Source organism: Streptomyces sp. NPDC020490 (assembly GCF_044335305.1).
GTDB lineage: Bacteria > Actinomycetota > Actinomycetes > Streptomycetales > Streptomycetaceae > Streptomyces.
The window spans coordinates 176,343-197,247 of record NZ_JBIRUY010000012.1; the positions used below are offsets into that span (position 1 = coordinate 176,343).

Below are 20,905 nucleotides of genomic sequence, written 5' to 3' on the forward strand. Positions count from 1 at the left end.
CCGTGCTCCAGACCTGGTTCATCGTCGCCGTGTCGGCCGGGTACCTCGGCCTGCTCTTCGCAGTGGCCTTCTACGGTGACCGGCGGGCGGACTCCGGTCGGAGCGTCATCAACAACGCCACGATCTACGCGCTGTCCTTCGGCGTGTACGCCACCTCGTGGACGTACTACGGCAGCGTGGGCTGGGCCGCCAGGGCCGGAGTCGGCTTCCTGCCGATCTACCTGGGGCCGACGCTGATGCTCGCGCTGGGCTGGCTGGTGCTGCGCAGGATCATCCGGATCAGCCACCGGCACCGGGTCACCTCGCTGGCCGACTTCGTCTCCGCCCGTTACGGCAAGAGCACCGCGCTGGGCTGTCTGGTGACGGTCATCGCCGTGGTGGGGGTCGTTCCCTACATCTCACTGCAGCTCAAGGCGGTCGCCATCACCTTCGCGATCATCCGGCGGCACCCCGAGGTCACCTCCGCCCCGCAGGTGAGTCACATCCCGCTGCTCCAGGACACGGGGTTGTACGCGGCGCTGGTGCTCGCCGCGTTCACCATCGTCTTCGGCACCCGCCATCTGGACGCCACCGAACGCCACGAGGGCATGGTCGCCGCCATCGCGTTCGAGTCCGTGGTCAAGCTCGTGGCGTTCCTCTCGGCCGGGATCTTCGTGGTCTTCTGGATGTTCGGGGGGCTCCACGACCTGTTCTCCCGGGCCGCGGACGCCGGCTTCACCCAGCTGTTCACGCTGCGAGAGCACACCGGCTACGGCGCGTGGGTGTGGCTCACGGTGCTGTCCATGCTGGCGATCGTGCTGCTGCCCCGGCAGTGGCAGATCAGCGTGGTCGAGAACGTCGACGAGCGGCACCTCAAACGGGCGATGTGGCTGTTCCCGCTGTACCTGCTCGTGATCAGCCTCTTCGCGCTCCCGATCGCGGCCGGCGGGCTGCTGCGGTTCGGAACGGCCGTCGACGCCGACACCTACGTGCTGACCCTGCCGATGGCCGGCGGCCAGGACGCACTGGCGCTGGTCGTCTTCATCGGCGGCCTGAGCGCGGCCACCAGCATGGTCATCGTCGAGACGATCGCGCTCAGCACCATGGTGTCGAACTCCCTCGTGATGCCGCTGCTGCTGCGCAGCCGGTCCCGGCTGGCGCACCGGGACAACCTCGCCGGGCTGGTGCTGGGCATTCGCCGGGCGAGCATCGTGCTGATCCTGCTGCTCGGGTACGCGTACCTGCGGCTGGCCGGCGAGGCGACGGCACTGGTGTCGATCGGCCTGGTGTCGTTCGCGGCCGTGGCGCAGTTCGCGCCGGCCATCCTGGGCGGCCTGTTCTGGAAGCGCGGTACCCGCCGGGGCGTGCTGGTCGGCCTGGTGGCGGGGTTCGCCGTGTGGCTGTACACCCTGGTGCTGCCGACCTTCGCCGATGCCGGGCTGCTGTCCGGTTCGTTCCTGCGGGATGGCCCGCTCGGCATCGGGCTGCTCCGGCCGCAGCATCTCCTGGGCGTGACGGGACTGGACCCGATCAGCCATGCGATGTTCTGGAGTGTGCTGCTGAACTTCGGCGGATACGTCGCGGTCTCCCTCGTGGACCGGCCCGGCGCTGCCGAGCGGGCGCAGGCGGAGCAGTTCGTCGAAGTCCTCGAGGAGCCGGTGCGGCAGCGGCACTGGCAGGTCCGTGCCACGGTCGGCGAACTGCAGACCCTGCTGGAACGCTTCCTCGGACCGGAGGGCGCCCGGCGGGCGCTGTGCTCCTACCCCGGAAGGAGACCCGACTCGCCGGCGGCCGAAGCGCCGCCCGAGCTGGTCCATCACGCGGAAGCCCAGCTCGCCGGCTCGGTGGGCGCCGCGTCCGCCCGGCTCGCGGTCGCCACGGTGGCCGGGGAGGAGGAGGTCGGCACGGAGCAGGTGATGGCGATGATCGGCGAGGCGTCGAAGCGGGTCGAGCTGGTCCGGTGGCGGTTGAAGCTGCTCTACGACGCGACCGGCGGCATCGGCACCACCCTCGATGTGACCCGTACGGCCGAAGAGCTGACGCAGGTCGCGGTTCCGCGTTTCGCCGACTACGTCACCGTCGACCTGGCCGAATCCGTGCTGAGCGAAGAGGAACCGGGGATGAACGGCATGGGCACCGGCGGCAGCAAGCGGATGCGGCGCGCGGCCTTCAGCGGCATCCGCGACGACGCTCCCCTGTTCGCCGTCGGCGACCTGATGACTTTCGCGCCGTCCTCGCCACAGGCCCGCGCCGTCGAGAGCGGCCTGGCGATCCTGGTGCCTCATCTGCGTGATTCCACGGACTGGCAGGAGGTGGAACTGGACCCCGCGCGGGGCTCCCGCGTCATCGACTACGGGATCCATTCGCTCATCACGGCGCCGCTGTCCGCCCGCGGCGTGCTGCTGGGCATGGTCCACTTCTGGCGCTCCGAGAAGCCCGAGCCCTTCGACCAGGACGATCTCTCCCTCGCGGCGGAACTGGCCACCCGAGCCGCCGTGTCCCTCGACAACGCACGCCGTTACACCCGCGAGCACGGCCTGGCCGTGGCGCTGCAGCGGAGGCTGCTGCCGCGCGCGCTGCCCGAACAGAACGCCGTCGAGGTCGCTTCCCGTTACCTCCCCGCGCGGGCGGTCGGCGGCGACTGGTTCGACGTCATCCCGCTGCCGGGCGCCAGGGTGGCGCTGGTCATGGGCGACATCGTGGGACACGGACTGCAGGCCGCGGCCAGCATGGGGCAGCTGCGCACCGCCGTGCACAACTTCTCCACCCCCTTGGACCTGTCGCCCGACGAACTCCTGAGCCACCTCGACGAGTTGGTCACCCTCATCGACCAGGACGCGATCGCGGCCGGCGACCGTACCACCCTCACCGGCGCCACCTGCCTGTACGCGGTCTACGACTCCGTGACCGGCGACTGCGCCATCGCCAGCGCCGGCCACCCGGCGCCCGCGCTCGTCCGGCCCGACGGTACGGTGGAGTTCCTGGACGTGCCGTCCTGCCTGCCCCTCGGCATCGGCGGGCTGCCCTTCGAGTGCGCCGAGCTGCGGCTGGCCGAGGGCAGCAGGCTGGTCCTGTTCACCGACGGCCTCGTCGAGCGCCGCGACCTGGACGTCGACGCCGGCCTGCGGCTGCTCCGCGAGACGCTGGAGCGTGCGGACCTCTCGCCCGAGCAGACCTGCGACGCCGTGCTGGACGCCCTGCTCCCGGAGTCCCAGCGGGACGACATCGCGCTGCTCGTCGCCCGTACGCGGGTGCTGGGCCCCGGCCAGGTCGCCGAGTGGGACGTGGAGCGCGACCCCGCCGACGTCCGCCGGGTACGCACCGCCGTCTCCGCCCGGCTCACGGAGTGGGAACTGGAGGATCTCGTGGACACCACGGAGCTGATCTGCAGCGAGCTGATCACCAACGCCATACGGCACGCCGCCGGGCCCATCAGGATGCGGTTGATCCGCGACCGTGCGCTGGTCTGCGAGGTCTCCGACCAGAGCAGCACCTCGCCGCATCTGCGCTACGCGGCCAGCACGGACGAGGGCGGGCGGGGCCTGTTCCTCGTGGCCCAGTTCGCCGAGCGCTGGGGCACGCGCTACACCAGGGACGGCAAGGTCATCTGGGCCGAGCAGGCGACGCCGGGAACGCGCGGTGGCTGACCTGCGCCGCCCATGGCCTCCCGCCGTCGACCGTCGGGTGCCGCGCGGTCGCGCCACCGCGCGGCTCGGTCCGGCTCGGTCCGGCTCGGTCCGGCTCGACCACTTGGTGACAGGCCACCCAAAAACGATAGAAAGGTAATATGAGCGGATTTCCGCACCCTTCCGGGCAGGACAGGCGGAACGGGCAGCGAGCAGGCGTGCGGCGGTCGGGGTCGCTCCTGAACGTGCACAGCCTCGCCGGCCAGGTCTTCCTGCTCCAGCTGGCGGTCGTGATGCTGCTCGTCGCCGCGGCCCTGGTGGCGCTCGTGGTGCAGGCTCGGCGCGACGTCATGGCGGACGCCCGCCAGCGGACGCTCACCGTCGCGCAGACGTTCGCGAACTCCCCGGGCATCGCGACGGCGCTGAGCGGCGGACACCCGACCGCGGAGCTCCAGCCGCACGCCGAGGCGACCCGGAAGGCCGCGGGCGTCGACGCCGTCATCGTGTACGGGCTGAACGGGATCACCCTCGCCCACAGCGACCCGCGTCAGATCGGGAAACGCGTCATCGGGCCCTACGCCGCGGCGGCCACCGGCAAGCCGTTCACCAGTACGTTCAAGGGCTCCCTGGGACTCTCCGTGGTCTCGGCGGTTCCCGTCAGGGGCCCCGACGGCTCGGTCATCGCCATCGTCTCCGTGCCCGTCACGGTCGACCGGGTGCAGCACAGGGTGGACCGGCAGCTGCCGGTCATCCTCGGCGGCGCCGCCGCGGCCCTTTCCCTCGCCGCAGGCGGGTCGGGCCTGGTCAGCCGGAGGCTGCGGCGGCAGACCCATGGCCTGGGGCCGACGGAGATGACCCGGATGTACGAGCACCACGACGCGGTGCTGCACTCGGTGCGGGAAGGAGTGCTGATCGTCGGCGGTGACGGCCGGCTGCTGCTGGCCAACGACGAGGCGCGGCGGCTCCTGGACCTGCCGGCCGACGCGGAGGGGCGGCGCATCACCGGTCTGGGGCTGGAGGAGGACCTCGCCGGGCTGCTGGCCTCCGACCGCCCCGCCACCGACGAGGTGTACCTGGCGGCCGACCGGCTGCTCGCCGTCAGCAAGCGGCTCACCGCACCGCACGGACCGGCCGGCAGCGTGGTGACGCTCCGGGACACCACCGAACTGCGGGCCCTCTCCGGCCGGGCGGAGGTGGCACGCGAGCGGTTGCGGTCGCTCTACGACGCCGGGCTGCGCATCGGCACCACGCTCGACGTGCGGCGCACGGCCGAGGAACTGGCCGAGGTGGCGGTGACCCGGTTCGCCGACATCGCCACCGTGGATCTCCTGGACCCGGTCCTGTGCGGCGAGGAGGCCTCCGGTACGGCCGCCGGGATCACGGAGCTGCGCCGCACCGCCGTCTCCGGTCCCGACGCGGACCATCCCCTGTACCGCGTCCACGACCTGATCCGGTTCGTCCCGGCCCACCCGTTCTCCACGGCGATGACCGAGGGCCGGCCGGTCCTGATCAGAGACCTGAGCGCCTCCGACGGCTGGCAGGCCCAGCAACCCGAACGTGCCCGCCGGATCCTCGATCACGGCATCCACTCCCTGCTGGTGGTTCCCCTGCGAGCCCGCGGCGTCTTGCTGGGAGTGGTCAACTTCTGGCGCGCGAAGGGCTCCGCGCCGTTCGAGGACGAGGACGTGTCCTTCGCCGAGGAGCTGGCCGCACGGGCAGCGGTGTGCGTCGACAACGCCCGCCGCTACACCCGCGAACACGCCATGGCCGTCACCCTGCAGCACAGCCTGCTGCCCCGCGCGCTGCCCGAGCTGTCCGCCCTCGACGTGGCCTACCGCTACCTGCCGGCCGAGGCCGGGGTCGGCGGGGACTGGTTCGACGTCATCCCGCTGTCCGGCACCCGGGTGGCACTGGTCGTCGGCGATGTCGTCGGCCACGGTCTGCACGCCGCTGCGACCATGGGCCGGCTGCGCACCGCCGTGCACAACTTCGCCGGCCTCGACATGCCCGTGGAGGAGCTGCTGGGCCGCATGGACGAACTGGTGGCGCAGATCGACGCCGAGGAGGCGGCCGACGCGGACTTCGGTCCGGCGATGATCACCGGGGCGACCTGCCAGTACGCCGTCTACGATCCCGTCACCGGGCGGCTGGCCGTCGCGACCGCGGGGCATCCGGGACCGGCGGTGGTCCGGTCCGACGGCACCGTCGACTTCCCTCAGCTGCCCGTCTCCCCGCCCCTGGGACTCGGCGCCGGACTGCCCGTCGAGACCGCCGAGTTCACCGTGCCGGAGGGTTCCCGGCTGGTGCTCTACACCGACGGGCTGATCGAGGACCGCACCCGGGACCTGGACGCCGGTCTGGAGGCCCTGCGCGATGCTCTGACCGGGCCCGACCGCACGCCGGAGGCCACCTGCGCGACGGTGGTGGAGTCCATGCTGTCCGAACATCCCAGGGACGACGTCGCGCTGCTGGTGGCCCGCACCCGCCGGCTCGGGCCGGAGGAGGTCGCCGAGTGGGACGTCCCCCGCGACCCCGCGGCGGTGGCCCCGGTACGCGCCGCCTGCGTCCGCCGACTCACGGAGTGGGGGCTGGAGCAGGTCGTCTTCACCGCCGAACTCATCCTCAGCGAGCTGATCACCAACGCCATCCGCTACGCCGCCGGGCCCATCACCGTACGGCTGCTCCGCAGGGTGCCGAAGGACGACTCCGCCGCGGGCACCCTGATCATCGAGGTCTCCGACGGCAGCAGCACCTCGCCGCGGCTGCGCCGGGCGAAGGTCACCGACGAAGGCGGCCGCGGGCTCTTCCTGGTCGCCCGCTTCGCCGAACGCTGGGGGACCCGCTACACGCCCACCGGCAAGGTCATCTGGGCCGAACAGCCGCTGCACCACGCCGCCACGCCGGAGGCGGAGGACCTCGGCGAGATCCTGCTGGGCGAATGGGACGAAACGGCCGGGTGAGAAGAGCGTGCACAGGCGTACGCGAGCCGCCTTCGGCCCGGGTAAGACCATGATCGGGGGCTTCCCGAGCGGCATTCCGCGGTCGAGGCGGCCGGGTACCCTGGCCTCGATGACCGTTTCGTCGGCACAACGGACCCCAGGGAGCCGGGTGGCGCAGGCGGAAGGTTCGCCGCTCCGGACCCGGGGGTGCGGCCCGCAGCCGGTCGAGGTGACCCCGTCCCCTCATGCCCGGGAGCCATCGTGACTACAGCGTGTGCCCGAGCGGCCGCGGTCTTCGGCTGCCTCGCTCTCGTGGCACTGGGCCTGAGTGCCTGCGAGAACACCACGGCCACCAGGCCCGCGAAGCCGTCGGCGGCCACGTCCGCCGAGAGCATGGGCGGCATGTCCGCGCTGGTCTCCGCGGCGAAACGGGAGGGCACGCTCACCGCGATCGCGCTGCCGCGTGACTGGGCCAACTACGGCGCTCTGATCAACGGCTTCGAGAAGAAGTACGGGATCAAGGTCAGGGTCGTGGATCCGCTGAGCCACAGCGAGGACGAGATCGACGCCCTGAGGAAGAGGGGGAACCGGCCGACGGCACCCGACGTGGTCGACGTGGGCGACACGTTCGCGCGGAACGCCGCGGCGCAGCATCTGCTCGCGCCCTACAAAGTGGCCGCCTACGATTCGATCCCCCGCAACCAGAAGGACGCGAAGGCCCGCTGGTACAACAACTACGGGGGCTACATCTCCATCGGCTGCAACGCAGACCGGATCAAGCACTGTCCGGCGACCTTCGCCGATCCGCTGAAGCCGGGTCACAAGGGCAAGGTCGCACTCGTGGGCGACCCGACCCGGTCGGCCACCGCCTTCGCCGGCGTCTACGCGGCCGCGCTGGCGAACAACGGGTCGTTCGGGAACGTCCAGCCCGGTCTCGACTACTTCGCGGAGCTCGCGAAGACCGGCCACTTCAACCCTGTCCACTCCAACTCGGCGACGGTCGAGAACGGCCGGACCCCCATCAGCGTCAACTGGGACTACATCAACCTCCACTACGCCGACCAGCTCCGCGACAAGGGCGTGAACTGGCAGGTCGCGATCCCCTTCGACGGCACCTTCGCCCAGTACTTCGCGCAGGCGGTCAACAAGAACGCCCCGCACCCGGCGGCTGCCCGCCTGTGGGAGGAGTACCTGTTCAGCCCGGAGGGCCAGAACCTGCGGCTGCGTGCCTACGCCCGCCCGGTGCTCATGGACGCCATGCGGCGGAACGGCACTCTCGACAAGGCCGCCGCCGCGCGGCTGCCGACGGTCGAGGGAACGCCGCGGTTCCCGACGGACGCCCAGCTGGAGAAGGCGCGGGAGACGGTCGACCAGGGCTGGGCGGCGGCGGTCTCCGGCTAGCCGGGACGCTCACCGCCGCCCACCCCGTCGTAGCTTCCCGGTCTGTCAGGCCGCTCCCTCGCGGGCGGTGCGGGCCGCCATGGCGAGGTCCATGTCCGTGGTCTCCGGGGCGAGGAAGTGGGAGACCAGGCCGCCGGCGGCGAGTACCCCGGCCCCGACCAGCAGCACGAACTGCGCGCCGAAGCGCTCCAGGCCCATCGGCAGCAGGAAGGTGCCGATGGCGGCGCCGACCCGGCTCATCGCGGTGGCGAAACCGACGCCCGTGGTGCGCACCGAGGTGGGGAACACCTCCAGCGGGTAGACGGCGGTCAGGGCGCTGGAGGCGGCGTTGAGGAAGATGAAGAACAGGAAGCCGCCGACGACGACGGGCGTGGAGGACGGCCACGCGGCCACCAGCGCCAGGGCTCCGGCCGTGATCCAGAACGGCGGGATGAGCAGCTTGCGGCGCCCGATCCGGTCCACGACCAGACAGCCCGCGGTGACGCCGGCGACGGCCGTGAAGGAGTACACGAGCAGGGCCGCGACCGCGTTGTCGCCCATGTGCAGGGCGTCGAAGACCTGGGTCCAGAAGGTGCCGATCGCGAAGTACGGCAGGACCAGTGCGGCCCAGAAGACGCCGGCGAACACCGTGCCGCGCAGGTTTCTGCGGTTGAACAGGGCGCGGAAGCCGGCCTGCCGGGTCTGGGCCCGCTCCTCGAGTTCGGCGTCGATGTCGACCTCGATGCCGTACTTGGCGATGAGCGCCTCGGCCTCTTCCCTGCGGCCCCGGGACAGCAGCCAGCGCGCGGACTCGGGGACGCCGCCGCGCAGCGACACGCAGACGACCGCGATCACGGCGCTGCTGGCCAGGGACCAGCGCCAGCCGCCGTCGACGTTCGCGAACAGCGCCCCGACGACGGTGGCGAGCGCGTAGCCGACGTACCAGCTGATCTCCAGGCTGGCCAGCAGCCGGCCGCGGCCCTTGCGGGGCGCGTACTCGGACAGCAGCGGCGCGCCGATGGCGTACTCCCCGCCGATCGCCACGCCCATCAGCAGGCGCAGCAGGAACAGCTGCGTGCCGTCCGTCACGAAGAACTGCAGGACCGAGCCGACCAGGAAGATCAGCATGTCGGCGAGGAACACCGGGCGCCGCCCGAACCGGTCGGCGAGCCGTCCGAAGAGCGGGCCGCCGACGAAGATGCCGATCAGCGGCGAGGCGCCGACCAGGCCCTGCATCAGCGTGGAGAGGGGGAGGTCGGCGGTGAGCGCGGCCATCGCCATGCCGATGCCGCCGATGATGTAGCCGTCGATGCCCTCGCCGATCTGGGTGGCGAGCTTCAGCTTGGTGTGCAGCCGCCTGCGCTCCTTCTGGGAGGCGGTGGCCGGGGACGGCTGCGGGCTGAGCGGCTGGTGCTCGGTCGCGGGCGTCATTGCCATGAGCGGTCCTTGTCTTGGCGGTGTCCGGGCGGTCACCGGGACACCGTGCGTGCGCAGCGGGGGACGGGGGTGACGGGGAAAGGGGAGGGGAGGGGAGGTGAGGTGAGGTCAGACGGCCGGCCAGTCGAGGGCGATGTACTGCGTCTCCAGGAACGCCTCGATGCCCTCGCGCCCGCCCTCCCGGCCGATGCCGGACTGCTTGACGCCGCCGAACGGGGCGGCCGGGTCGGACAGCAGGCCTCGGTTGAGGCCGACCATGCCGGCCTCCAGGCGTTCGGCCAGGCGCAGGGCCCGGGCGAGGTCGCGGGAGTAGACGTACGAGGCGAGGCCGTGGACCGTCGCGTTGGCGCGGGCCAGCATCTCGTCCTCGTCGGTGAAGGTGGTCAGTGGCGCGACGGGTCCGAAGACCTCCTCGTGGAGGATACGGGCGTCGTCGGGTACGTCGGTGAGGACGGTCGCCGGGTGGAAGTGGCCGGGTCCGTCGGGCACCGTGCCCTGCGCGGCGATGCGGGCGCCGCGGGCGAGCGCGTCGTCGACCAGGGACCGGATCTTGTCGACGGCGGCCCGGTTGATCATCGGGCCGAGGGTGACGCCCTCCTCCAGACCCGGGCCGGTGCGCACGGCGGCCATCGCGGCCCCGAACTTCTCGGTGAACTCGGCGGCCACGGCCTCGTGGACGTAGAACCGGTTGGCGGCGATGCAGACCTCCCCGCCGCCGCGCATCTTGGCGTCCATCGCGCCGCGTACGGCGGCGTCGACGTCGGCGTCCGCGCAGACGACGAAGGGGGCGTTGCCGCCCAGCTCCATGGTGACGTTGACGACGTTCGCCGCGCACTGCTCCAGCAGCTTGCGGCCGGTGCCGGTGGAGCCGGTGAAGGAGAACTTGCGGACGCGTTCGTCGCCGAGCCAGGCGGAGACGACCTCGGGCGCTCGGTCGGTGGGCAGGACGTTGAGCAGCCCGTCGGGCAGTCCGGCCTCGGTCAGCAGCGCGGCGACCGCGAGGGCGGTCAGCGGGGTCTCCGGGGCGGGCTTGAGCAGGACGGGGCAGCCGGCGGCGAGCGCGGGCGCGATCTTGCGGGTGGCCATGGCGGCCGGGAAGTTCCACGGGGTGACGAAGGCGGTGACGCCGACCGGGTGCTTGCGCACGACGTGCCGGAAGCCGCCGGCCGGCGCGTCCCCGAACGAGGAGCCGATGCGGACGGCCTCCTCGGCGAACCAGCGGAAGAACTCGGCCGCGTAGCCGACCTCGGCGGCCGCGTCCCGGTAGGCCTTGCCGTTCTCCAGGACGATCAGCCGGGCGAGGGTGTCGGTGTGCTCGCGCATCAGCGCGAAGGCGCCGTGCAGGATCTCCGAGCGGCGGCGGGCGGGCGTGGCACGCCACTCGTCCGCCGCGTCCTCGGCCGCCGCGATCGCGGCGAGGGCGTCGCCGGGTCCGGCCGCCGACACCTCGCGCAGGAGCTCGCCGGTGGCCGGGGCGTGCACGGGGTACGTCCGCTCGTCCTCGGCCGCGCGCCAGCTGCCACCGATGAGCACATCGCCCTCGGCCAGCGGTGCCTTGGCCAGGGTGTCGATGCCGACGAGATTCATGAGCTGCTCTTTTCTCCGTTCCCGGACAGGAATCGTCCGGTGGGCGGCGAATTTACGAGCGCGTCACAGGGCCGACAAGGCCCGCTCCCCGGATCGCAATGGTGGTTGCTGTCAGGGCAACCGGCCGATCATGCGGGACCGGCGTCGGTCGGTGGATGCGGCGGGCGGCGGGGGGAGGGGAGGGCGGCGGGCGGCCCCGGGGCCCCGGGGCCTTGCGGGCCGGATCCGGCGGTCAGGCCAGCCGTGCCCGCCGCGGCGGGGTGCGCCGCGGTTCCCAGCCGAGCAGCGCGGAGACCCGGGCCGCCGCCGCGGCCGTGGTACGTCCGGCCACGTCGAGGCGGTCCCCGAGCCGGGACTTGGGCGCCGAGATGTTGAGCGCGGCGACGACCCGTCCGCGGAAGTCGCGCACCGGCGCGGAGACACCGACGAGTCCCTCCTCGAACTCCTCGCTGACCCGCCCGTACCCGCGCCGCGCCGCCTCCTGGATGACCGCCCACAGCTCGGGCACGGCCAGGTCGCCGCTCGTGCCGAAGCGGACGTACAGCTCGTCCGGCGTGGCGTCGGCCAGCAGCACGCGCCCCGCCGAGGTCTGCCAGGCGGGCACCCCGCGCCCCTCCCAGCCGTGCACGCGGAAGGAGTGCCCGGAGACCGACAGCAGGGTGAGCACCTCGCGGTCCCGGAGCACGCACAGGTGGCTGGTCTCCTCCAGGTCCGCCGACAGCCGGTGCATGACCGGCTCGGCCGTCCGCACCAGCCGGTTCTCCGAGGTGCGGGCGACCAGCGAGAACAGCCGCCAGCCCAGCCGGTACTCCAGCGTGTCGGGATCACGCTCGACGATGCCCTCGGCGGCCAGCGCCTTCAGCGCCCGCGACACCTGTGTCTTCTCCCGGCCCACCAGCTGCGCGAGGCGTACGACGCCCAGGCCGCCGGCCTCCTGCGCCTCGTCGGAGGCGAGCGCCTCCAGCAGGTCGATGTCCCGGCGCAGGCCGTGCCCGCGCGGGGCGGCCGAGGGATCGGGGGTGCGCGGAGGGATGTGCGTCACGTACCCCATCCTAGGCGCCCGCCCCGGACAGAACCGCAGGTCATCGTGTGAGTTGTCAGGAGAGCAACCGGCATTGCGATTCCCGTGAGCGCCTTGCGAGGGGGTGGTCGCGGTCCTAGATTCGCCGCATCGGGCCGGATGAACTGCACCGAATGCGAGGTTCGTACCCGCTGCCCCGACCCTTTCCTCCCCCGCCCCCAGCCAAGGCCCAGGAGTTCCTCTGATGCCCTCATCCTTCGCCCCGGCCGCACTCATCGGCGAGTCCTTCGTCGGTGAGGGCGCGAACGCGGCACACACGAACATCGTGATCGGACGCAAGGGCGGCCCCGTGGAGACCGCGTGGGCGACCGCGCTGGCCACCCCGAGCGCCGGGCACGTGCCGTTCGTGACCGTCGTGCGCCCGTCGGTTCCGGTCAAGCCGCTGACGCTGTTCGTGTCCAAGGCCGCCACCGAGGGCGAGCTGCACCAGCGCGCCACCTGGGGCTCGGCCCAGGCGGGGCTGGCGCAGGGCGTCGCGGACGCGGTCGAGGAGGGGCTGCTGCCCGCCGAGGACGCCGACGACCTGCTGATCATCGCCGCGGTGTGGGTGAACCCGGCGGTCGACGACCTGGACGTCTCGTTCCGCAACCAGCGCGCCGCCGCGTACGGCGCGGTGCGCGCCGCGGTGACCGAGACTCCCACCGTCGCGGACGTGCAGGCCGCCGCGAAGGAGGGCCCGACCAACCCGTTCTACACCCCGAGCCCCGAGGTGCTCGCCCGATGAAGATCACCGACATCACCCTGGACCGGCTGCGCCTCGAGCTCGACCCGCCGTTCCGCGCCGCCTGGGACCCCGAGCCGCGCCGCCACTTCGACGCCACGATCGTCCGCGTCCACACCGACGAGGGCGTCACCGGCATCGGCTCCGGTGACCTGATGGACGGCTTCGACAGCTACCGGCACCTGTTCGTCGGCGAGGACCCGCTCGACATCACCCGGCACGTCAGGGCCATCGAGACCGCCAACTTCCACGGCGCCTACTACTGGCCCCTGGAGGCGGCGCTGTGGGACCTGATCGGCAAGGTGCACGGCCGCCCGGTGTCGGAGCTGTTCGGCAACGCGGCCCGCAAGCTGCCCGCGTACGCCTCCTCCGGCGAGCTCAAGTCCCCCGAGGAGCGGGTCGCCACGGCGCTGCACGTCCGCGAGGCGGGCTTCCGCGCGATGAAGATCCGCATCGACCGCAACCGCGTCGACGAGGGCATCGCGGCGGTGCGGGCCGTCCGTGCGGAACTGGGCCCGGACTTCGAGATCATGGTCGACCTCAACCAGTCCTGGCGGATGGCCGGCGACACGGCGAACGCCTCCGACCTCGCCAAGACCCGCAAGGTGATCGCACGGCTCGCCGAACTCGACGTGTTCTGGGTCGAGGAACCGCTGCCCTACGCCGACATCGACGGCTTCAAGCGGCTGCGCGCCGAGAACCCGGGCGTGCGCATCGCGGCCGGCGAGATGCACCACTCCCCCACCGAGCTGCTGCGCTACCTCGAAGAGGACGCCCTCGACATCTATCAGATGGACGTCGTGCTCGCGATCGGCATGCACCGCGCCCGCACGCTCGCCGAACTGGCGCACCTGAAGCACCGTCAGTTCACCCCGCACAGCTGGACCAACGGCATCGGCGTGCTCGCCAACCTGCACGTCGCGGCCGGCGTCGGGGGCGGCCCGTTCTTCGAGTTCCCCTACGACCCGCCCGGCTGGACCCCCGAACGCCGCGACTTCATGCTCGCCGAACCGGTGCGGGTCGACGCCGACGGCTGCCTCGAAGTACCCGACAAGCCCGGCCTCGGCATCGAACTGGACGAGGACGCGATCGACCGCTGGAGGATCAAGTGACCTACTCCGTAGACGAGTTGCTGACGCGGTCGTACGACGACTGGCTGGCCGCGGCGGGCAAGCTCACCTTCGAGACGCGGCTGTTCATCGACGGCGCCTTCACGGATGCCGCCTCCGGCGACCGCATCCCCAGCGTCTCGCCGCGCGACGGTGCGGTGCTGGCCGAGGTGCAGGCGGCCGGCGAGGCGGACGTGGACCGGGCGGTGCGCTGCGCGCGGGCCGCCTTCGAGGACGGCCGCTGGCGCGGCCTCGCGCCCAAGGAGCGCAAGCGCGTCCTGCTGCGCTGGGCGGAGCTGGTCCTCCGCGACGCCGAGGAACTGGCGCTGCTGGACACCCTGGAGATGGGCAAGCCCATCACCGAGTCGGTGCGCATCGACGTGGTCAAGGCGGCGGAGACGATCGCCTGGTACGCCGAGGCGATCGACAAGACGTACGACGAGGTGGCGCCGACCCCCGGCGACGCCCTGGCGCTGATCACGCGCGAGCCGCTGGGTGTCGTCGCCGCGGTGGTGCCGTGGAACTACGCGCTGCTGATCGCCAGTTGGAAGCTCGGCCCGGCCCTCGCGACGGGCAACAGCGTGGTCCTCAAGCCCGCCGAGCAGACGTCCCTGGCCGCCCTGCGGCTGGCCGCGCTCGCCACCGAGGCCGGGCTGCCGGACGGGGTGCTGAACGTCGTCCCCGGCCGGGGCGAGGTCGCCGGGCAGGCGCTCGGCCGGCACCCGGACGTCGACAAGATCGCCTTCACCGGCTCGGCGGAGGTGGCCCGGCTCTTCCAGGTGTACGCGGGCGAGTCCAACGGCAAGCAGGTCGCCGTCGAGGCCGGCGGCAAGTCACCGCAGCTCGTGCTGGAGGACGCCGACGTCGAGGCCGCCGCGTCCGCCGTGGCCCGGGGCATCTTCTACAACGCCGGACAGACCTGCAACGCGGGATCGCGGGTCGTCGTGCACGCCTCGGTCAAGGACGAACTGCTCGCCGCCGTACGGCGGATCACCGCCGACACCTTCCGGGTCGGCGACCCGCTCGACCCGGCCACCGTCATGGGCCCGATCGTCGACGAGACGCAACTGTCCAAGGTCCTCGGCTACATCGAGCGCGGCCGGCGGGACGGGGCGACCGTTCTGCTCGGCGGCGGGCGCACCCACGTCGAGTCGGGCGGCAGCTTCGTCGAGCCGACCATCCTCGACGGCGTCGAGAACACCTCGGCGGTCGGGCAGGAGGAGATCTTCGGCCCGGTCCTCGCGGTGGTGTCGTACGACGGCGACGTGGACGAGGGCGTACGGCTCGCGAACGAGAGCGACTTCGGGCTGGTCGCCTCCGTCTGGACACGCGACGTGACCGTGGCGCACCGCACGGCGAAGCGGCTGCGGGCCGGCACCGTGTGGATCAACACCTTCGACGCGAGCGACGTCATCACCCCGTTCGGCGGCTTCAAGGCCACCGGCGCGGGACGTGACAAGTCGCTGCACGCGCTGGACGCCTACACGGCGCTCAAGACCACCTGGATCAACCTGGCCTGAACGGGCCCCACTCTCGACCCCCTTCACTTGCAAGACCTCTACAGAGCCGTAGCGAGGACACCATGAGGATCGGCTTCATCGGCCTGGGCAACATGGGACGCCACATGGCCCGCCACCTGATCCACGCGGGACACCAGGTCACCGTGCACGACACCCGGCCCGAGGCGGCCGCCGAGCACCTGGCGCTCGGCGCCCTTTGGGCCGAGACCCCCGCGGTCTGCGCCGACGGCGCCGAACTGCTGATCACCATGCTGCCGAACCCGCGCACCGTCGAGGACGTGCTGCTGCGCGGCGGGGCCGCCGAGGCCCTGCCCGAGGGCGCGCTCTGGATCGACATGTCGACTTCCACCCCGGCCGCCGCCGAGCGGGTCGCCGCCGAGGTGCTCGACCGGCGCGGAGTGCGCCGGCTGGACGCCCCGGTGAGCGGGATGGCGCGCGGCGCCGAGGCCGGGGCGCTGCAGATCTTCGCCGGCGGGGCGGTGGACGACTTCCGCGCGGCGCTGCCGGCCCTGGAGGCCATGGGCGACCCGGAGCGGATCCTGCACGTCGGGCCGCTCGGCGCCGGGTACACCGTCAAGCTCATGATCAACCTGCTGTGGTTCAGCCACCTCGTCGCCACCTCCGAGGTGCTGGCGATGGGCGTGAAGGCGGGCGTCGACCTCGGCGTGCTGCGCAACGCGCTGCTCGCCAGCCCGGCCGCCTCCAACTTCCTGGAGAACGACGTGCTGTGCGTGCTCACCGACGGTGACTACGACGACTCGTTCGCCATGGCACTCGCCTGCAAGGACCTGGGTCTGGCCGTCGACCTCGGCCGGGACATCGGCGTGTCCACGGAGCTGTCCGCGCTGGTCGAGCAGATCTACCGCCGCGCCAAGGCCCAGTACGGCGACCTGGCGGGTGAGATGAGCCCGGTCCGCCTCTACGAGACCCTCGCCGGGCGGGAGTTCCGCCTGCCCGACCCGACGGCCGCGCCGGCCGGCGCAGGGGTCGGGGCCTGACGGCCCGCCGTACCCGCCTCCCGCACGCAGAAGTCAGGAGCCGCACCCCATGACCTTCACCGACGGCCTCGCGCCGCTCAGCATCGAACCGACCTGCCGCATCGAGTTCGGCCCCGGCCGCGTCGACCGCCTGCCCGGACTGGTCGCGTCGACGGGCCACACCCGTGCCTTCGTCGTCACCGACCGCGGCCTGCGCGCGGCGGGTGTCGTCGAGCGCGTCCTCAAGCTGCTCGACGCGGACGGCATCGAGTACGCCGTCTACGACGAGGTGGCCCCCAACCCCTCCACGGGCAACGTGGACGCGGGTGCCGCACGGGCCCGTGCCTTCGGGCCGTCCGCGGTCGTCGCCCTCGGCGGCGGCTCGGTGCTCGACGCGGCCAAGGGCATCGCGCTGCTGGTCGGCAACCCGGACGCGGTGGCCGCCGACGCCGACAGCCTGTGGGAGGCGGCCGACGGACTGCCGCTGGTGGCGATCCCGACCACCGCCGGCACGGGCGCCGAGACCAACGGCTTCGGCGTCATCGAGGACACCGCCGCCTGCCGCAAGGTCTACATCGGGCACCCGTCCGTGAAACCGCGGGTCGCCCTGCTCGACCCCGAGCTGACCGTGGGTCTGCCCGCGCCGGCCACCGCGGCCACCGGCATCGACGCCCTGGTCCACGGCATCGAGTCGCTGGCCTCGCGCGGCGCCAACCCGGTCTCCGTCGCCTATGCCACGCAGGCCGTGACCATGGTCAGCGGCGCGCTGCCGGCGGCGTACCGGGACGGCTCGGACCTCGACGTCCGCGCCGCGCTGATGATGGGCGCCCACCTCGCGGGCCAGGCGCTCACCCTGTCCGGTCTCGGCCTGGTCCACGGCATCGGACACGCGCTCACGGCGCACACCGGCACCCCCCACGGCGTCGCGCTCGCCGCCGTGCTGGAGGAGGTCATGGAGTTCAGCGCCCCGGCGGCCCGGGACGCCTACGAACAGGCGGCCCGCGCCATGCGTCTCGCCCCGCCCGCAGACGGCGACTGGGCGCGGGCCGCGGTGGAGGGCGTGCGGGAGATCTCCGGCGCTGTGGACGTCAAGCGGCCGCTGCGGGACCTCGGCGCCGACCGCGCGATGCTGCGGTCCATCGCGGCGGGGGCGGTCGCGGACGCGGTGACGAAGAACGCTCCGCGGCTGCCGAGCGAGTCGGACGTGCTGGAGATCCTGCGCCGGACGCACTGACCGGCTCCGGAGAAGACCGTCGGACACGCGGCGGTGAGGCCCCATCAGGCGGCCTCACCGCCGCTGCCACGTGTCCGCCCGCTGTCGCATCCCTTTACCTGGCTGTCATGTACCTGTAGCTTCCGCTGATGCAAGAACTTGCAGCAAGTTGCTGACTGACATTGCAGCAGCTCCCCACCCGCTGCCCGGGAGACTCCATGAGATTCACGTCGACAGCCCCTCCGAGCGCAGGACCACGGCCCCGCCTGCTACGGCGGGCGCTCGCCGCGGCCGTCGCGGCCGCGGGGGTGACCGGACTGCTCACGGGACCGTCGCAGTCCCCGTCCGTCCCGATGCGGCCGACGGCCGCCACCGCGAACACGACGACCGTCTTCTACTACACGAAGACGAAGAACTGGCCGTCCACCTACCTGCACTGGGCCCCCGACGGCGGATCCTGGACCACCGTCCCGGGCACGCAGATGGAGGCCGCCTGCACGGACTGGGTGAAGAAGACCGTCGACCTCGGCTCGGCCACCGGACTGCAGGCCACCTTCAACAACGGCAGCGGCACCTGGGACAACAACGGCGGCAGCAACTACGCCCTGGGCACCGGAACCGTCACCGTCAAGGACGGGGTGATCGCCCACAGCGACCCGTGCGCGGACACCGGCACGGGTTCCGGCAACGAGGCGACCGTCTACTACTCGACGGCCACCACCGGCTGGACCACCGCCAACATCCACTACGCCCCGGCCGGCGGCTCCTGGACCACCGTCCCCGGAGTCGGCATGGAGCCCGCCTGCACCGGCTGGTGGAAGAAGACCGTCGACATCGGCACCGCCACCTCGCTCAAGGCGGCGTTCAACAACGGCAACGGCGTCTGGGACAACAACAACAGCGCCGACTACACCATCGCCGCTGGCACCTCCACGGTGAAGGACCAGAAGGTCACCGCCGACGCGAAGGACCCCTGCGCGGCGGCGGACCCCGACACCCAGGCCCCGACGGCGCCCGCCAAGGTCACCGCCACCGACACCGACACCTCCGTCGTGGTGAGCTGGGACGCGGCCACCGACGACACGGGCGTGGTGAAGTACCAGGTCACGCGTACCGGCGGGACCAAGGGCACGACCGTCACGGACGTCACCTCGACGGTCCTGTCCGACACCGGGCTGGAGGAGAACACCGCCTACACGTACACCGTGAAGGCGATCGACGCGGCCGGCAACACCTCACCCGCCTCCGCGGCGGCCACCGCGACCACCGGGGCGAAGGCGCCGGAGCCCGCCACCGGCACCCCGCTGGGCACCGACCCGCGCAAGGATCCCATCTACTTCGTCCTCACCGCCCGCTTCTACGACGGCGACAGCTCCAACGACCGGGGCGGCAGCCAGGACGTGAAGTCCGGCAACGCGGCGAACAACGACCCCATGTTCCGCGGCGACTTCAAGGGACTGGTCGAGAAACTCGACTACATCAAGGCGCTCGGCTTCTCCGCGGTCTGGATCACCCCCGTGGTCCTCAACCGCTCGGACTACGACTACCACGGCTACCACGGCTACGACTTCTACAAGGTCGACCCGCGCCTGGAGTCAGCCGGCGCCTCCTACCAGGACCTGATCAACGCCGCCCACGCCAAGGGCATGAAGATCTACCAGGACGTGGTGTACAACCACAGCTCCCGCTGGGGCGCCAAGGGCCTGTTCACGCCGACCGTGTACGGCGTCCGCGACAGCCAGTGGAGCTGGTACTACGACGAGAAGAACGACGGCTTCGAGTACGACGGCCTGACCGTCGAGCCCAAGTCCGGCAAGTCGTACTACAACGGCGACCTGTGGTCCACCGCCGAGCCCTCCGGCAACACCTGCGTCAACTGGGGCAAGCCCACCGGCGGCAAGAGCGCCGAGGGCTACACGATCTACAACTGCCAGTGGCCCAGCCCCACTTCGGGCATGTTCCCGAAGCAGTACTACCACCAGTGCTGGATCGGCAACTGGGAGGGCGAGGACTCGCGTTCCTGCTGGCTGCACGAGGACCTCGCCGACTTCAACACCGAGTCGACCCCGGTGCAGAACTACCTCATCGGCGCCTACGACAAGTACATCGACATGGGCGTCGACGGCTTCCGCGTGGACACGGCCGTGCACATCCCCCGGGTCACCTGGAACCGCCGTTTCCTGCCCGCCATCCAGGAACGGGTCGCCCAGAAGTTCGGGGCCGACAAGGCGGCGAACTTCTTCGTCTTCGGCGAGGTCGGAGCCTTCGTCAACGACAAGTGGAACCGCGGGTCGGTGAACCACTCCGCCCAGTTCTTCACCTGGAAGGAGCGCAAGGAGTACACCGCCGACGACACCCAGGCCGCCCTCGACCAGTACAACTACGAGGAGCAGCTCGGCACCGGCAACCAGCCCACCTCCACCAACGCCTTCCTGAACGGCAACAGTTACCACACGCCGGACCACAGCCAGTTCTCCGGCATGAACATCATCGACATGCGCATGCACATGAACTTCAGTGACGCGCAGAACGCCTACAGCAACGGCAAGGACTCCGACGACAGCGTCAACGACGCGACCTACAACGTCGTCTACGTCGACAGCCACGACTACGGCCCGAACAAGTCGAGCACCCGCTACAGCGGCGGCACCGACGCCTGGGCCGAGAACATGTCCCTGATGTGGACCTTCCGCGGCATCCCGACGCTGTACTACGGCTCGGAGATCGAGTTCCAGAAGGGCAAGCAGATCGACTGCGGTCCCACCTGCCCGCTCGCCTCCACCGGACGCGCCTACTACGGCGACCACCTGGCCGGCACCGTCACCGCCTCGGACTTCGGCAAGGTCGGCTCCGCCACCGGCGAGGTCGCCACCACCCTGGCCCAGCCCCTGGTCAAGCACCTCCAGCGGCTCAACCAGATCCGCCGGGCCGTCCCCGCCCTGCAGATGGGCCAGTACTCCACCGACGGCATCTCCGGGGGCATGGCGTTCAAGCGCCGCTACACCAGCGGCAGTACGGACAGCTTCGCCCTCGTCACGGTCACCGGCGACGCCACCTACACCGGCATCCCGAACGGCACCTACACCGACGCCGTCACCGGGGACGTGAAGACCGTCTCGAACGGCACCCTGTCCGTCGCGGCGCCGGGCAAGGGCAATCTCCGGGTGTACGTGCTGAACGGCCCCGGCAAGATCGGCAGCGACGGCCCGTACCTGAAGTGACCGCTCCTGCCTGAAGTGAGGTGCGGAGTGGGGGGGGGGGGGGGGGGGGGGGGCGGGCCCCCGCGCGCCCCCCGCGCCCCCCCCCCGCGCCCGGGCCCCCCCCCCCCCCGGGGGC

12 protein-coding genes are annotated in these 20,905 nt (G+C 71.8%); 9 read left to right on the top strand and 3 right to left on the bottom strand.

From position 1 onward, the window contains the following. Nucleotides 1-2: 2 nt before the first annotated feature. The 3 genes from ACH4ZX_RS15655 to ACH4ZX_RS15665 all read left to right on the top strand — a co-directional run bounded on the left by ACH4ZX_RS15655 (nt 3) and on the right by ACH4ZX_RS15665 (nt 7,945). Nucleotides 3-3,626: a SpoIIE family protein phosphatase gene (locus tag ACH4ZX_RS15655; RefSeq protein WP_398272432.1), complete on the top strand. Its 3,624-nt coding sequence runs from the start codon at nt 3-5 to the stop codon at nt 3,624-3,626. Between the two features lie 140 nt (nt 3,627-3,766). After that, nucleotides 3,767-6,565, top strand: coding sequence for a SpoIIE family protein phosphatase (locus ACH4ZX_RS15660; RefSeq protein ID WP_398272434.1), 2,799 nt, complete (start codon nt 3,767-3,769; stop codon nt 6,563-6,565). Between the two features lie 240 nt (nt 6,566-6,805). Further along, nucleotides 6,806-7,945, top strand: a complete 1,140-nt coding sequence (locus ACH4ZX_RS15665; protein WP_398272436.1) for an ABC transporter substrate-binding protein — start codon at nt 6,806-6,808, stop codon at nt 7,943-7,945. A 45-nt stretch (nt 7,946-7,990) separates the two neighbouring features. Here the strand turns inward: ACH4ZX_RS15665 and ACH4ZX_RS15670 are convergent, their stop codons facing one another. The 3 genes from ACH4ZX_RS15670 to ACH4ZX_RS15680 all read right to left on the bottom strand — a co-directional run bounded on the left by ACH4ZX_RS15670 (nt 7,991) and on the right by ACH4ZX_RS15680 (nt 11,990). After that, nucleotides 7,991-9,361: an MFS transporter gene (locus tag ACH4ZX_RS15670; protein ID WP_398272438.1), complete on the bottom strand. Its 1,371-nt coding sequence runs from the start codon at nt 9,359-9,361 to the stop codon at nt 7,991-7,993. Nucleotides 9,362-9,469: 108 nt separating this feature from the next. Continuing rightward, the gene (locus tag ACH4ZX_RS15675) at nt 9,470-10,948 is read right to left on the bottom strand and encodes an NAD-dependent succinate-semialdehyde dehydrogenase (RefSeq protein WP_398272440.1); all 1,479 of its coding nucleotides are present in this window, start codon (nt 10,946-10,948) and stop codon (nt 9,470-9,472) included. Nucleotides 10,949-11,180: 232 nt separating this feature from the next. After that, entirely contained in the window at nt 11,181-11,990 is an 810-nt protein-coding gene (locus ACH4ZX_RS15680; RefSeq protein ID WP_398272442.1) for an IclR family transcriptional regulator, read from the bottom strand. 223 nt (nt 11,991-12,213) lie between these two features. On the opposite strand from ACH4ZX_RS15680, the gene fae reads away from it, so the two are divergent. From fae to ACH4ZX_RS15710, 6 genes are all read left to right on the top strand, one after another. Continuing rightward, nucleotides 12,214-12,753, top strand: a complete 540-nt coding sequence (fae, locus tag ACH4ZX_RS15685; protein ID WP_398272443.1) for a formaldehyde-activating enzyme — start codon at nt 12,214-12,216, stop codon at nt 12,751-12,753. Beyond that, nucleotides 12,750-13,862: a mandelate racemase/muconate lactonizing enzyme family protein gene (locus tag ACH4ZX_RS15690; protein WP_398272445.1), complete on the top strand. Its 1,113-nt coding sequence runs from the start codon at nt 12,750-12,752 to the stop codon at nt 13,860-13,862. The genes fae and ACH4ZX_RS15690 overlap by 4 nt, the downstream gene beginning before the upstream one ends. After that, nucleotides 13,859-15,379, top strand: a complete 1,521-nt coding sequence (locus ACH4ZX_RS15695; RefSeq protein WP_398272447.1) for an aldehyde dehydrogenase — start codon at nt 13,859-13,861, stop codon at nt 15,377-15,379. Before ACH4ZX_RS15690 ends, ACH4ZX_RS15695 begins: the two co-directional genes overlap by 4 nt. Before the next feature lie 62 nt (nt 15,380-15,441). After that, nucleotides 15,442-16,377 carry an NAD(P)-dependent oxidoreductase gene (locus ACH4ZX_RS15700; RefSeq protein WP_398272448.1) on the top strand — a complete coding sequence of 312 codons (936 nt, stop codon included), beginning with the start codon at nt 15,442-15,444 and terminating at the stop codon, nt 16,375-16,377. Nucleotides 16,378-16,426: 49 nt separating this feature from the next. Continuing rightward, nucleotides 16,427-17,590: an iron-containing alcohol dehydrogenase family protein gene (locus tag ACH4ZX_RS15705; RefSeq protein ID WP_398272450.1), complete on the top strand. Its 1,164-nt coding sequence runs from the start codon at nt 16,427-16,429 to the stop codon at nt 17,588-17,590. Nucleotides 17,591-17,787: 197 nt separating this feature from the next. Continuing rightward, a complete protein-coding gene (locus ACH4ZX_RS15710; RefSeq protein ID WP_398272452.1) occupies nt 17,788-20,790 on the top strand; it encodes a carbohydrate binding domain-containing protein in 3,003 nt (1,000 codons plus the stop codon). The last annotated feature ends 115 nt before the right edge of the window (nt 20,791-20,905 follow it).